General features: G+C 69.8%; 11 protein-coding genes and 1 tRNA gene. 3 read left to right on the top strand and 9 right to left on the bottom strand.

The window, feature by feature from the left end:
* Positions 1–98: 98 nt before the first annotated feature.
* The 3 genes from selB to AC5RW2_RS15340 form a co-directional block, all read right to left on the bottom strand.
* Positions 99–1,904: a selenocysteine-specific translation elongation factor gene (selB, locus tag AC5RW2_RS15350; RefSeq protein WP_494074146.1), complete on the bottom strand. Its 1,806-nt coding sequence runs from the start codon at positions 1,902–1,904 to the stop codon at positions 99–101.
* 1 nt (position 1,905) lies between these two features.
* Positions 1,906–3,237 (bottom strand): L-seryl-tRNA(Sec) selenium transferase, encoded by a 1,332-nt coding sequence (gene selA, locus AC5RW2_RS15345; RefSeq protein ID WP_494074145.1) that lies wholly within the window; start codon positions 3,235–3,237, stop codon positions 1,906–1,908.
* Between the two features lie 34 nt (positions 3,238–3,271).
* Positions 3,272–3,366, bottom strand: a tRNA-Sec gene (locus tag AC5RW2_RS15340).
* Between the two features lie 42 nt (positions 3,367–3,408).
* On the opposite strand from AC5RW2_RS15340, the gene selD reads away from it, so the two are divergent.
* A complete protein-coding gene (selD, locus tag AC5RW2_RS15335) occupies positions 3,409–4,422 on the top strand; it encodes a selenide, water dikinase SelD (RefSeq protein WP_494074144.1) in 1,014 nt (337 codons plus the stop codon).
* 17 nt (positions 4,423–4,439) lie between these two features.
* Here the strand turns inward: selD and nrfD are convergent, their stop codons facing one another.
* The 3 genes from nrfD to fdh are packed head-to-tail and all read right to left on the bottom strand — an operon-like array spanning position 4,440 to position 9,816.
* Entirely contained in the window at positions 4,440–5,522 is a 1,083-nt protein-coding gene (gene nrfD / locus AC5RW2_RS15330; RefSeq protein WP_494074143.1) for an NrfD/PsrC family molybdoenzyme membrane anchor subunit, read from the bottom strand.
* The gene (locus tag AC5RW2_RS15325; protein WP_494074142.1) at positions 5,519–6,517 is read right to left on the bottom strand and encodes a 4Fe-4S dicluster domain-containing protein; all 999 of its coding nucleotides are present in this window, start codon (positions 6,515–6,517) and stop codon (positions 5,519–5,521) included. The genes nrfD and AC5RW2_RS15325 overlap by 4 nt, the downstream gene beginning before the upstream one ends.
* Positions 6,514–9,816, bottom strand: a complete 3,303-nt coding sequence (fdh, locus tag AC5RW2_RS15320; protein ID WP_494074141.1) for a formate dehydrogenase — start codon at positions 9,814–9,816, stop codon at positions 6,514–6,516. Before fdh ends, AC5RW2_RS15325 begins: the two co-directional genes overlap by 4 nt.
* Before the next feature lie 341 nt (positions 9,817–10,157).
* Here fdh and AC5RW2_RS15315 point away from each other — a divergent pair, with 341 nt between their 5' ends.
* The gene (locus AC5RW2_RS15315; protein ID WP_494025507.1) at positions 10,158–11,615 is read left to right on the top strand and encodes an amino acid permease; all 1,458 of its coding nucleotides are present in this window, start codon (positions 10,158–10,160) and stop codon (positions 11,613–11,615) included.
* A 26-nt stretch (positions 11,616–11,641) separates the two neighbouring features.
* On the opposite strand, the gene AC5RW2_RS15310 is transcribed toward AC5RW2_RS15315, so the two are convergent.
* The 3 genes from AC5RW2_RS15310 to AC5RW2_RS15300 all read right to left on the bottom strand — a co-directional run bounded on the left by AC5RW2_RS15310 (position 11,642) and on the right by AC5RW2_RS15300 (position 13,416).
* Entirely contained in the window at positions 11,642–11,929 is a 288-nt protein-coding gene (locus AC5RW2_RS15310; protein ID WP_494074140.1) for a hypothetical protein, read from the bottom strand.
* Positions 11,930–12,338: 409 nt separating this feature from the next.
* Positions 12,339–12,920, bottom strand: a complete 582-nt coding sequence (locus AC5RW2_RS15305) for a dihydrofolate reductase family protein (RefSeq protein ID WP_494074139.1) — start codon at positions 12,918–12,920, stop codon at positions 12,339–12,341.
* 58 nt (positions 12,921–12,978) lie between these two features.
* Positions 12,979–13,416, bottom strand: a complete 438-nt coding sequence (locus AC5RW2_RS15300; RefSeq protein ID WP_494012601.1) for a VOC family protein — start codon at positions 13,414–13,416, stop codon at positions 12,979–12,981.
* Between the two features lie 84 nt (positions 13,417–13,500).
* Between AC5RW2_RS15300 and arfB the strand changes: the two genes are divergently transcribed.
* Positions 13,501–13,941, top strand: coding sequence for an alternative ribosome rescue aminoacyl-tRNA hydrolase ArfB (gene arfB / locus AC5RW2_RS15295; protein WP_494074138.1), 441 nt, complete (start codon positions 13,501–13,503; stop codon positions 13,939–13,941).
* Positions 13,942–14,004 lie beyond the last annotated feature (63 nt).

The raw sequence follows: 14,004 nt of genomic DNA, 5'->3' as shown, positions 1-14,004 counted from the left end.
GGAGGGCTGGGGGCACCGCCGGAAACGGTTGCCTCAGACAAGTTTCAGTTATCGGCGGCTAACCGATTCGTGTCCGGGTCGCCGACCGCCGCGGCCCCTTAGCCCGTCGATTGGGCCCGACGCACGAGGGTCCGCTGGCCGGAGTCGAGCCGTCGTGTCCAACCGCGTGCGTCGAGGTGTTCGAGCAGCGGGATGACCACCCGCCTGGTGGTGCCCAGAGCCCGCCGTGCCTCGCTGGCCGTGAAGGGCTCGGGCAGGCGGGCCAGTTCCCGCATCGCCAGGGCGGGCGCCTGCGGAAGCAGTACAACCCCGCCGGCAAACCGGAGCAGGCGCCCGCTGCGTTCGGCGGCGGCGAGTTCACGGTTGCCGAGACCCAGGGCCCTCAGCTCGTGGGCTTCGGGGGCGGCGAAGGGGTCGGATCTGAGGCGGCGCTCCAGCGTGCTGACCGCGTCCTCGGCGGCGCCGAGGCCGCCGTGCCGGCCCGGCAGCCGGACGTATCCGCCGACCTGTTCCAGCCCGGCCTCCCGGACGGCCGCGTCGAGAACCGCGTTTCCTGCCGGTCCAAGCAGGTCAACGGCGGCTCCGCGGGAGAGGCCGGCCGCCAGCGGGTCCCGCTCCCCCAGGTCCAGCACTGCGGCCCGAAGCCGCCGCCGCCAGTCGTCGAAGACGGTTGCGTGCACCCACCACTCGCCGAACGCCCGGACGCCGTCGGGGACCTTGTTGGGCGCCGAGACGCCCATCCGGCGGAGGTGTTCACTGCGGACGGCACCCCGGCGGGCCACCTCGATGAGCGCGTCGCCGGCGGGAGGCATCGCCGTCAGGCTTTCGGCGCGCCTGGCGCTGTCCCCGCGGCGGTCGAGCGCGGGCGGGTCGACGTCGAGGACTTGGACTCCGGCCAGCACCGACCGGCTGCCGTCGGCCCGCAGCACCAGGCGGTCCCCGACCGCGAGCGGGAGCCGCCAGTCGAGGGTCAGCCGGGCGTGGTCCTCGTTGAACGGGCGCACCCGGCACGGCACGGCTGCGGTGCCGATGTGGGCGAGCAGGTGCCGCGGCCCGTCGGGGAATGCCGCGCCCATCGTGCGGCGGACGTCGATGCCGTCCACGAGGAGCCAGGCGTCTTCGGACAGGAGGACGTCGCCGCGTCGGATGCCGCCGGCGGCCATGCCGCGCAGATTGACGCCGACCCGGTTGCTCGGACCAATGGTCGGAAAGGCTTCGTTGCGGCTGTGCAGGCCCCGGACCGACACCGGCCGGAGGCTGCCGTGGCCCGCGAGCTGCAAGCGGTCGCCCACGGCCAGGCAGCCGGCTGTCAGCGTTCCGGTCACCACCGTTCCCGCGCCGCTGATCGTGAAGGATCGGTCGATCCACAACCGCACGCGGCCCGAGGGGTCGGGAGCGGGGATGGAGGACAGGGTCGTATCCAGTACCTTGCGCAGCTCGTCGAGGCCGGCTCCCGTGACCGCGGACACGGCGACTGCCGGCGCGTCGTGCAGCCCGGTGCCCGCCAGCTCCGCACGCACCCGCGCGAGGACCTCGTCCGCCCGGCCCGGGGCGCGGTCGCTGCGGGTCAGCACCACCAGCCCGTGGTTGATGCCCAACGCCGCGACGGCGTCCCGATGGTCGCTGGACTGGGCCTGCCAGCCTTCGTCCGCGGCGACGACGAAACACACGGCGGGAACGGGACCGAGCCCGGCCAGCATATTGCCCAGGAACTTCTCGTGCCCGGGCACGTCCACGAGCGCCACGTCCCTGCCCGACGGGAGCACGGTCCAGGCAAAACCCAGGTCGATGGTCAGGCCGCGGCGCCGTTCCTCGGCCCAGCGGTCGGGCTCCATTCCGGTGAGCGCGCGCACGAGGGTGCTTTTGCCGTGATCGACGTGTCCCGCGGTGGCCACCACGAACATGTCAGGAGCCCGTGGTTCGCTGCTGGTCGTCGATATGCGCCAGCGCCGAGCGCACGGCGGCGGCGAGCCGCTCGTCGTCGGCCTCGGGCACGCAGCGCAGGTCCACCAGGCAGGCACCGCGGTGGACCCGGGGCAACACCACGGGGTCGCCCGTCCGCAGCCGTCGGGCGGCCCCTTCGGGCAGCCGGACGGCCCACCCGGGCAGCGGCACCCCGGGCGCTCCCCCGCCGCCGACCCTGCCGTCGTGCTCCACCACACGGCCGCCGGCGCTGGCCGCCAGGCGCTCCGTGCGCTGCCGCAGCCGGCCGGGATCGGCGTGCAGGGCCGCCGCCACCGGCGTCTGTTCTCCGGTGAGCGTCGCCTCCACCGCGGCCAGCGTCAGTTTGTCTGCCCGCATCGCCCGCGCGAGCGGATGGCGGGCCAGCCGGGTGATGACCGCGGCCCGGCCCAAAAGCAGTCCCGCCTGGGGGCCGCCGAAAAGCTTGTCACCGCTGGCGATGACGACGTCGGCGCCGGCGGCGAGCGCACCGGAGATGTCCGGTTCCCGGGGCAGCACCGGGTCTGGTTGGAGCAGGCCGCTGCCCAGATCCACGACCAGCGGGATCCGGTGTTCCTCGGCCAGGGACCGGAGCCGGCCGATGCCGACGTCCGCGGTGAACCCGCTGACCCGGAAATTGCTCGGGTGCACCTTGAGCAGGCAGCCGGTCTGCGCGCCGATCGCCGAGGCGTAGTCCTCCAGGTGCGTCCGGTTGGTGGTGCCCACCTCGCGCAGCCGGGCACCGGTCGATTCAATCAGCTCGGGAAGCCTGAAGCCGGCCCCGATCTCGACGAGCTCGCCGCGACTGATGACCACTTCGCGGGACCCGGCCAGGGCGGTAGTGGCCAGCACCAGGGCCGCGGCGCCGTTGTTGACCACCAGCGCTTCCTCGGCGGCCGGGCAGGCGTCCAGCAAAGCCTGCCGCGTACCGGCCCCGCGCCGGGACCGTCCGCCGGTGGGCAGATCCATCTCGACGTCGACATAGCCGGCCGCCGACAGCACCGCCTGGCGTGCTGACCCGGAGAGCGGAGCGCGTCCCAGATTCGTGTGGACGATGACGCCGGTGGCGTTCAGCACCGGCCGCAACGAGCTGGCCGTGCGGGAAGCCACCGCGGTCAGAACCGTCGCCTCGACGTCTTCCGGGGCAAGGTCGCCGCGACGCGCCTGGTCCTGCACCTCCCTGACGGTGGAACGGATGGCGTCGTCGCCGAGGCGCACGCGTGCGTGGAGAAGTTCCGGGTGGGCGAGCAGCTGGTCGGTGCGCGGAATGTGCCGGCGCGGGTCATTCTGGCCCACGGCCCTCCTTCCGGGTCACCTTCAGCTGTGCAGCTGGCGGAAGCGGACGGGAATCGAACCCGCCAGGCCGAGGTACTCGGCCTCACCGGTTTTGAAGACCGGGGGGCCCACCAGGACCCGGACGCCTCCACGAGCATGGTAACACCGGCCCGCCGCTCCTATGCTGTGACCATGAACGGGATCACCGGCGTCGCAGAAGAGTCCGCAGCAGCAGTCCGGCTCACGGGATACGCACACGGCGGAGGGTGCGCCTGCAAGATTCCGCCCGGCGAGCTCGAGGACGTGGTCCGCGGCCTGACCGGCCAAACCAACCCCGACGTCCTGGTGGGGCTCGACGACGGCGACGACGCCTCCGCCGTGCGGGTCGGCGGGGACCTCGCGGTGCTCTCGACGGCGGACTTCTTCCCTCCCGTGGTCGACGACGCGTATGACTGGGGCCGGATCGCGGCGGCGAACGCCCTCTCGGACATCTATGCCATGGGCGGCCGCCCGGTCAGCGCGATCAACCTGGTCGGCTGGCCCCGTGACGTCCTGCCTATGGAACTGCTGACCGAAGTGCTGCGGGGCGGGCTCGCCGTGGCGTCCGGGGCGGGCTGTCCGGTGACGGGCGGGCACTCGGTGGACGACCCGGAACCGAAGTACGGGATGGCGGTGACCGGCATCGCCGATCCCGGCAAGCTGATGCGCAATGACGCGGCCCGGCCCGGGCTGCCCCTCACGCTCACCAAGCCGATCGGCCTCGGCCTGCTCAACAACCGGCACAAGAGGACCGGGGAGGTCTTCGATGAGGCGGTCGCGGTGATGACGCAGCTGAACCGGGAGGCCGCGGACGCGGCGGTGCGCGGCGGCGTGCGCGCGGCGACGGACGTCACCGGGTTCGGCCTCCTCGGGCACCTCTACAAGATGTGCCGCGCGTCCGGCGTGGGTGCGGTCATCGACCGGAAGGCCGTGCCGCTCGTCGCCGGCGCGCGGGAGGCGCTGCGGGACGGCTACATCTCCGGCGGCACCCGGCGCAACCTCGAATGGGTCCGCCCGCACCTGCGGCCGGGGGCAGGCATCACGGAGGATGACCTGCTGCTGCTGGCCGACGCGCAGACTTCCGGCGGATTGCTCGTGGTCGGGGAACTGCCCGGGCACCCGGTGGTGGGGCAGACCGTTCCGGGACCCGGGATCGAGGTGCGCTAGACCCGCGGCCGGCCGAATTAGCCGGCGGTCGTGATCGAATCGTGGACGGTGCCCGCGCGGCGCCGAGCCGCGAGCCGCTTCTTCTGCGGCTCGATCGTGTAGCGGGGATCCTCCGCCGAGCGGATGCCGGCACGCAGAATGCCGAACCGCGTCAGCGCCGAGGCGGCCAGCAGCGCCGTGCCGCACGCCGCGGCCGCCGGCCTGTGCCTGCCGACGGCGAGCACCCCCACGCCGGCGGCGACGGCCAGCCGCTCGCTCCACCTGAGCATTTGCCCGGGGGCACCCTCGTGGAGGGGTTCTGCGGCCACCGGGTCCATGCCGCGTTCCAGGGCCCGGGTGGCGATGACCTCACCGGCGACGCCCAGGACCGCGAGCGCCCGGGCGGGCCCGGCTTCGCGGACCGGGGTCGTGATCATGGCAAGACCGGCCGCGGCGAGGCTGGCAGAACTGACGAAAACGAAGGGCAGGTTGTCACGCCCGGCATTCCAGGTCGGGTTCGCCGTGTCCGACAAGAGAACCGCGGTGTAGGCGGAGAGCGGTGCCGCGAACACCGCGGCCCCTACGCCCGCCGGGCCCTCGAGCGCGCGCAGCACCGGGCGCAGCGGCCCCAGCGGCAGCCGGGAGCCGGTCAGGCGGTCGATTTCGGACGCCGCGGAAATCCCGGCACCGGCGCTGAAGGCGGCGAGGATCCAGGAGCCCAGGCTCATGGGCGAGGTGGGCTTGATGGTGCGCAGCATGTTGAGGAACCGCTCGGGCCGGCCCAGGTCTTCGATCAGCGCCACGGCACCGAACCCGACTGCCGTGAGGGCGGACAGGCGGCTGTTGCGGCACAGCGCACGCCGGCCCGTCAATTGCCCGCCGAGTCCGAGCAGCGCCGAGCCGCCGGCCACGCCGCCCAGGAAGAGGTAGAGGGCTATCGGGTCTCCCCACGGCGGCGGCTTGACCACCGGCCGGCCGTAGTAGGAGGCGAACCGTGCCTCCGGCACCACCGGCATTTCGCCCGAGCCGTCTCCGGTCCCGGCGCGGCGCCGCTTGCCGCCGCGCCGGGAGCGGCGCGGCGGCTCGGGCGGGCGGTAGCTGTCGAAGTCGGAGACGGTCACCCGCGACCTCCCGTCAGGAAGGCGGCCGTGGCCGCGGCCAACATCCCGGCCGCGGCGATGCCGGCCCGTTTGAACATGCGCGGCAGGTCCGCCGTGGGCACCCGCGGGTCCGGCGGCAGCCCGTACACCTCCGGTTCGTCGAGCAACAGGAACACGGAACCGGTGCCGCCAACGCCGTCGGCATCGTTGGCCCCGTAGAGGCGTGCCTCGGTCAGCCCCTGCGAGTGGAGTTCTGCTACCCGCTGCTTCGCGGTGGCCACCATTTCCTCGCGCTCGCCGTACTTGATCGACGTCGTGGGACACGCCTGGGCGCAGGCCGGCGTCTGGCCGTCGGTGATCCGGTCGTAGCACAGCGTGCACTTCTGGGCGACACCGACGTTGCGGGTCGGGGCCTGTTCCCCCGGGGTGAAGTCGCGCTCTGTCTTCGGTCCTGCCGTGCCGTCGCTGCGCCGTTCGATCACGCCGAACGGGCATCCCGCGACGCAGGTGCCGCAACCGTTGCAGACGTCGTCCTGCACCACCACGGTGCCGTGCTCGGTGCGGAACAGCGCACCGGTGGGGCACACGTCCAAGCACCCGGCGTTGGTGCAGTGCTTGCACACATCCGAGGACATCAGCCAGCGGAAATCGGGCGTATCGGGGGGCGTGGTATCCAGGCCCGGAGGCTTCCCTGCTGCAGCCGCGCTTCCCGGCGGGCCGATGCCGGGCATGCCGAGGCTGACGAGTGCGCGCCCGGAGTCGCGCGCCTTTTCGATCCGCCCGCGGTCCTGCTCGACGAAGGCGACGTGGCGCCACGTGTCGGCTCCCAGCGAGCCGGTGTTGTCGTAGGAGGACTGCAGCAGCTCGTGCTGCGGGTCGGCGGGATTGCGGTTCCATTCCTTGCAGGCCACCTCGCACGCCTTGCAGCCAATGCAGATCGAGGTGTCCGTGAAGAAGCCCTTGCGCGGGTGTCCGGTGTGCGGAATGTCCCCGGGCGCTTCGGTCAGCCGGTTCATGAGCCTTCCCTCGTGGTGTCATCGCCCGGCACGGGGCCGGGGTGGGTGATCTTGTCGCTGCCGGTCTCGGGCGTCACCCCGGCGCGGGCCTGGTATTCGGCGACCAGGGCGAGCAGTTCCGGGCCCCGGGGACGGCGGCCCGGGAGGATGTCGCACGATCCGGCCTTGGATTCCTGGATCTGTACGTTGGGGTCGAGAGTCACGCCCAGCAGATCGTTGGCTGCGTCCCCGCTGATGACCGCTTCCTGTCCGACGCCCCAGTGGTAGGGCACCCCGATCTGGTGCACCGTGCGCCCGCCGACGACCAGCGGCTTCATCCGTTCGGTCACGAGCACCTTGGCCTCGATGGCTGCCCGCGGCGAGACGATCGTCGCCCAGCCGTACGGTTCCAGGCCGCGTTCCGCCGCCAATTCCGGCGACACTTCGCAGGACATCTCCGGCTGCAGCTCCGAGAGGTACGGCAGCCACCGGCTCATCCCGCCGGCCGTGTGGTGTTCGGTCAAGCGGTACGTGGTGAACACAAAGGGGTAGATGTCCGCACCGGGCACGTTGGCACTCGGCGCGCTGAGATTGTCTGCGCGCGGGAAGGTGAGGCGGGCGGGATTCTGCTGCTGCCCGTAGAGCGGGTTGGCGACCGGAGATTCCTGTGGCTCGTAGTGGGTCGGCAGCGGCCCGTCCACCATGCCCTTGGGCGCGAACAGCCACCCCTTGCCGTCGGCCTGCATGATGAAGGGGTCGTCTCCGGCCAGCGCGGCGGCGCCGCCGGCCGTCGGATCCGGCCTGCTCCCGGGAGCGCGGTCCAGCGGGAAATCGGGGACGTCCTCCCCGGTCCACCGGTTCTGCTCCGGGTCCCACCAGATGTACTTCTTGCGTTCGCTCCAGGGCTTGCCGTCGGGGTCCGCCGACGCGCGGTTGTAGAGGATCCGCCGGTTCGCCGGCCAGGCCCAGCCCCACTCGGAGGCGACCGGCCCTTGTTCCTGGCCGGGCTTGCGGTCGGCGGCGTGGTTGATGCCGTCGGCATACACGCCCGTATAGATCCAGCATCCTCCCGAGGTCGAGCCGTCGGGGCGCATCTCGGTGTACGACGAGAGGGGCATGCCGGCGCGGGGACCGGTGAGATGCCGGCCGTTGATTTCCGCAAGCACCGCCTCGCCGTCGGGGTCGCCGTGTTCGTCGGTGGGATAGTCCCACGTGAGGTCCAGCAGCGGCCGGTCCCGTTCATCGGTCGAATCCGCCAGCTTTGCCCGGAGGCGTTGGCCCAGCTCGTAGAAGAACTGCAGTTCGCTGCGGCAGTCCCCCGGCGGCTGGATGGCCTGGTGCCGCCATTGCAGGAGCCGCTGGGTCTGCGTGAAGGTTCCGGCCTTTTCCACGTGCGTCGCCGCCGGCAGGAAAAATACTTCGGTGCCGATGTCCTCGGTCCGCAGCTCGCCCGTGGCGATCTCGGGGCCGTCCTTCCACCACGTCGCCGACTCGATGAGGTTCAGGTCGCGCACCACCAGCCATTTCAGATGGGACATGCCAAGGCGCTGCATGCGCCCGTTGGCGGATCCGACCGCGGGGTTCTGGCCGAACAGGAAGTAGCCCTCGACCTCATCGGCAAGCATGCCCATGACTGTCTGGTAGGTCCCGTGCGGGCCGTTGATGCGCGGAAGGTAGCCGTAGCCCCAGTCCGAGTCCTCACGGGCCGCGTCGCCCCACCAGGCCTTGAGCAGGCTGATGGTGTAGGCATCGGCGTCGGCCCAGTAGCCCTTTTGGTCCGGCGACGCGATGCCGCCGAGGTAGTCCTGCAACGTCTCCATCTCGGCCTTCGGCATGGGGAGGTAGCCGGGCAACAGGTTGAACAGGGTCGGGATGTCGGTGGAGCCCTGGATGCTGGCATGGCCGCGCAGCGCCATGATTCCCCCGCCCGGCCGGCCCATGTTGCCCAGCAGGAGCTGCAGGATCGCCGCGGTCCGGATGTACTGCGCGCCCACGGTGTGCTGGGTCCAGCCGACGGAATACGCAAAGCAGGTGGTCCGGTCGCGGCCGGAGTTCTCCGTGACCGCCCGCGCCAGGTAGTCGAAATCCGCCAGGGAAATGCCGCAGGCGTCCCGGACCATCTCCGGGGTGTACCGGGCATAGTGCCGTTTCAGGATCTGGAACACCGTCCGCGGGTGCTCCAGCGTGGGGTCCTGCTCGAAATCGGGGTGGGCCAGGGTCGGCCCTCCGCTGCCGTACTGGTGCCCGGTCGCCCGGTCCGCGGTGTCGGCGCCGTGTTCGTGGCCGCCGGCTTCTCCGGCCTCCGCCTTCCGTTCATAGGCCCAGGACGCGAGGTCGTACTGGCCCGTTTCCGGATCGAATCCGGAGAACAGCCCGTCCAGGTCCTCGGTGTCACGGAACTCTTGGTTCACCAGGGTCGCCGCATTGGTATAGGCCCGCACGTAATCCTTGAACCACAGATCGTTGCTGATCACGTAATTGATCAGGGCGCCCAGCAGCACGATGTCCGAACCGGCACGGATGGGCACGTGCCTGTCTGCCACCGCGCTGGTGCGGGTAAACCGAGGATCCACATGGATGACCTTCGCGCCGCGGGCCCTGGCTTCCGTCACCCACTGGTAGCCCACGGGATGGCACTCGGCCATGTTGGAGCCCTGGATGACGATGCAGTCGGCGTTGGCCATGTCCTGCAGCGATTGCGTCGCGCCGCCGCGTCCGAACGAGGTTCCCAAACTGGGAACCGTTGCGGAGTGTCAAATGCGGGCCTGGTTCTCGAGCTGGATGGCGCCCGCAGCGGTGAAGAGTTTCTTGATCAGATAGTTTTCTTCGTTGTCGAGGGTCGCCCCGCCCAGCCCGGCGATGCCCATGGTCCGCCGGAGCGGCCGGCCGTGCTCATCGCTTTGCTGCCATGTGTTCCGGCGCGCGTCGAGGAACCTGTCGGCAATCATGTCGACGGCGGTGTCCAGGTCAAGGTGCTGCCAGTCCTTGGCGTGGGGCGCCCGGTAGAGCACCCTCGTCTGCCGGCCGGGCGCGTTGACCAGCTGCTCGCTTGCGGATCCCTTGGGGCAGAGCCGGCCGCGGGAGATCGGCGAATCCGGGTCGCCCTCGATCTGCACAACCTTTTCGTCCTTGACGAAGACACGCTGGCCGCAGCCCACCGCGCAGTATGGACACACGCTCTGCACCACGCGGTCCGCGGTGGACGTCCGGGGAGCGATTTCACGGGTCCGCTGCGAGGTCACGGCCTCGCCCCGCCCGAGTGAATCACTCGTGCGGAACTGCCGTACCACCGGCCACTCCAGGAAGCTGAACCGCGACATGGGCCCACCCTAACCCATCCAATTTCTCTACAACAGGGGAAAACGACGACGGCGGAGGAGCAGCTCCGGGGCACAGGCTGCTCCCCCAGCAGCGAGCGGGCGCCTGCGGGGAACGCCGCCTGGTACTCGTCCACGGTCTTCGGCTTGTCCCTGTCTCGAAGCTACCCGCCGCGGGCCAGACCGGGGCCGGAGTTTGCCGGTTTTGCACGTGAGGGCCGGCAAGGTATTCCCTGCGGGCAGCGCGCGGTCCATACTCGGACACGTACGGGGCATCGGCGGGACGGAGCCGCCCCTGGCGCAGGCTCCGGCCGCAGATGCAGGCGCGAACATCGGAGTCTGGCATGGCTACTTGGAGCGGTTCCCAGTCCCTCCTCCGGCGCAAGCCGATCACGGAGCTGGCGGAGGAGAGCGGGGAAAGCCATCTGTCCAAAAGCCTGGGCGTGTGGCAGCTGACCGCGATCGGCGTCGGCGGGATCATCGGCATCGGCATTTTCACGTTGGCCGGGCTGGTGGCCAACGGCGGCCCCGAGGCGGCTCCGGTCGGCCCGGCGGTGCTCATTTCGTTCCTCATTGCCGGCCTGGCCAGCGCGGCGGCGGCCCTGTCGTACGCGGAATTCGCGGGCATGATCCCGTTTGCCGGTTCGGCCTACACCTATGGCTATGTGGCCCTGGGGGAGGTCATCGGCTGGTTCATCGGCTGGGACCTGCTGCTGGAATACACTGCCATCGTCGCCGTCGTCGCCATCGGCATCTCGGGCTATTTCAGCGCCTTTATGGAGGGCATCGGCGTCCAGGTCCCGGCGTGGATGGAGGGCACCGCCGACACGGTCGAGGGCGGCGTGGTCAACCTGCCGGCCATCGTGGTCTGCCTGCTGATTACCTGGATCCTCAGCCGCGGGACCCGCACCTTCGGCCGGTTCGAACTGATAGCGGTGGGGCTGAAGATCCTGCTGATCCTCTTCATCATCGGGCTGGGGTTCTTCTTCGTGAACCCGGGCAACTACAACCCGTTTATGCCCTCCGGATTCGGTCCGGTACTGGCCGGAGCCGCCACCGTGTTCTTCGCGGTGTTCGGCTATGACGCGATGAGCACGGCGGCAGAGGAATCCGTCGACGGCAAGAAGCACATGCCGAAGGCGATCCTGCTGTCGCTGGCCATCGCGATGACTCTCTATGTGCTGGCCACCCTGGTGCTGACCGGCATGCAGAACTACAGGGACATCAGCCCCACCGCGGGGTTCGCGTCCGCCTTCGAGTCGGTCGGGCTGCCGGTCGTGGCCACGATCATTGCCGCCTTCGCCGTTGTTTCGATCCTGACCGTGATGCTCACCTTCCTGCTGGGCGTGACCCGGGTGTGGTTCTCCATGAGCCGCGACGGGCTGCTGCCGTCCTGGTTTGCGGCGACGGACCGGCACGGCACCCCGCAGCGGGTGACCTGGATCGCCGGCATCGCGTCGGCGCTGCTGGCCGGAGTGTTCCCCATCCGGGCCGTGGCGGACCTCACCAACATCGGCATCCTGGCCGCCTTCGTGGTGGTTTGTGTGGCCGTAATCGTGCTGAGGCGCACCCGTCCCGAGGTGCCGCGGACTTTCCGGCTGCCGTGGATGCCGGTCGTCCCGGCCTTCGGGGTCCTGGCCTCCGGCTTCCTGATGCTCCAGCTGCACTGGGAAACCTGGCTGCGCTTCGTGGTCTGGCTGATCATCGGCCTGGCCATCTACCTGTTCTACAGCCGCAAACACTCACTCATGAACCCGGACAGCCCGCGCCACCGGGCCGTACCCGGGTCATCCGACGCTTGAAGGCAGCCGCTTAGCCGTTGAGCTCGCTAGTCGTTGAGCTCGGCGGTGGCGACTTCATACTCTTCGACGTCGAGGATCTCCAACGATAGGGAGTTGCTTGCCTCAGAGCGGAGACTCTTCGCCCTTTCCTTACTTCCAGCCAGGTTTTCTTCCGTGTCGTACAGCGCGATGGATAAAGATTTGCCGTTCCCCTTCCCGTTCAGGAAATAGAAGCCCCGGCAACCGGGGAGTTCCAGCACCCGGGTGACGAGATCCTCCGGGGGCCCGCTGGAAGTGTCCTGGTTGCCTCCGTAAGTGCTGACTCGTGCGAACATGGCTACCTCCAATGGTTTATCAGCCGGAGCCCCGCCTGCCGCTGCATATTAGAGGCGCAATTTCGAGGCCGTGCACAACCCCTCGGCAAGCCATACCGCTGGTTCGGGCTCCTCCCACCAGTAGGCACCTCTCAGCGCCTGCGGACAATACCGGGACTCGACAATAATGCTTGCCCTTCGTCAGCGGCAGGTCTACTTGCAGCCGCGGGCTGCCACGCGGCGCAGTACAACGGATGGTGTTCGGGCCCTAAAGCGCGTCGCCGTCGTCCTTCGCGACGGCCTATGGGAGCCGCCGGTCCTCGGGATGCTGCAGGCGCAACCACTTGTAGCCGAACCCCCCGAGGGGCAGGGTGCAGGTGCCGTCCTCGGCACCTTTTCACGTCCGCGCCACCCAGCAGGTCCAGCATCCTTATCGTGCCTCGGCGGGTTGTCGAGGCACGTATCTCAGGTACGCGATGCCGTTGTCGAAGATTCTGTGTTCGGTAAGGCGCAGGTCGAGGTGCACGTCGTCGGGCAGGGCACGCAGGCCTCCGCCCACCATCTTTGGCACCACGAAGAACCGGAAGTCGTCAATCAGGCCCGCACGGATTGCGTCTGCCGCGACCGTGGGCCCGAAGATCTCGACTACACCCTTCGCACCCTCCACGACCCGCTGCAGCTCGACCAGGCTCAGGCGCGGCACGATGCGTGCCCGGTCCGAGGTGAGCTCTTCGACTGTCATGGTCGACGACACCACGACCTTGTCCAGGCCCCGCCAGCGCCGGGCGAACTCCCGCTCAGCCACAGGACGGTCCTCGCCATCCGGATAGGTGTCCCAGTACCCCATCAACGCATAGGTTCTCCGCCCGAGCACCTCGGTGGACACCTCCGCCATGCGCTCGAGGTGCACGGCAAACACGGCATCGCTCGGGCCCGTCCACTGGAAGTCGCCGTCGGCATCGGCGACGTAGCCGTCGATGGACGTTGTTGCCACGAAGGCGAGGGTTCCCATGATCGTTCCGCCCCTTCACGCTGGGTGTGCCGGGTTCCCACGGCGACACCGGCACCGGTCAGTTCTTCTTCAGTTCCTCGGCGAGCATCACGATGATGCCGCTGGGACCGCGGACGTACGTGAGCCTATAGGCGTCCTCGTAGGTCGCCACCCCGCGAAGCGGCCGGCAGCCGTGTTTCGCGGCTATTTCGAGGGCCTTGTCCAAATCGTCGACCGAGAAAGCGACCCGGTGCATGCCGATCTCGTTCGGGCGGGTGGGCGTCGACTCGATCGCTTCGGGGTGGAGGTACTCGAAAAGCTCGAGCCGGCCGTGGCCGTCCGGGGTCTGGAGCATCGCGATGTTGGCGTGGTTGCCATCGAGCCCGACGGCGGTGTCGGTCCAGTCACCGCTGACCGTGTCGCGGCCGAGGACCGTCAGGCCGAGGTCGGTGAAGAAGGCGATCGCTGCTTCGAGGTCGCGAACGGCGATGCCGACGTTCTCCAGTTTGATGGCCATGCGCGACATGCTAGCGAGCCGGGAGGACAAAAAAGAAGCCCTCCGCCAGCTGCGCCGCGTCGGAGTTGCGGCACAATAAATCGTGTGGATGACCTGCTTGTGCCCCCGGGACCCGGCGCGCCCCGCGGCCTCCGGGTGCCGGCGGGAGAGCTGGTCGAGCAGTTCTCCCGAGCCTCGGGCCCCGGCGGCCAGAGCGTCAACACCGCCGACTCACGCGTGCAGCTCAGTCTCGATCTGGGCACCACAACGGCGCTCAGCGAGACCCAACGCGAACGAGCCGTCGCCAGGCTCTCCGAGAGGATCTCGGGCACGGTGCTCACCATCAGCGCCTCCGAACACCGCTCCCAGCGGCAAAACAGGGCTGCGGCGCGGCAACGCCTCGTCGCACTCCTGCGGGACGCGGTGACTCCGCCGGTCGTCCGGCGGGCAACCCGGCCCACGGCTGGCTCGCGGCGCCGCCGGCTCGAATCGAAACGGTTGCGCTCGGAGACCAAGCGCAACCGCAGGCGCCCAAACTCCGAATAACCCGTCTGTTTGCGTCGATCGCCGGGGCCCTCTCTCCGACGATTGACCGGCCCGACTGCGCTC

The sequence above is a fragment of the Arthrobacter sp. B0316-1-20 genome (assembly GCF_059091865.1).
The sequence above is the reverse complement of the archived record's forward strand: the minus strand, read 5'-3'. Positions and strand labels throughout refer to the sequence as shown.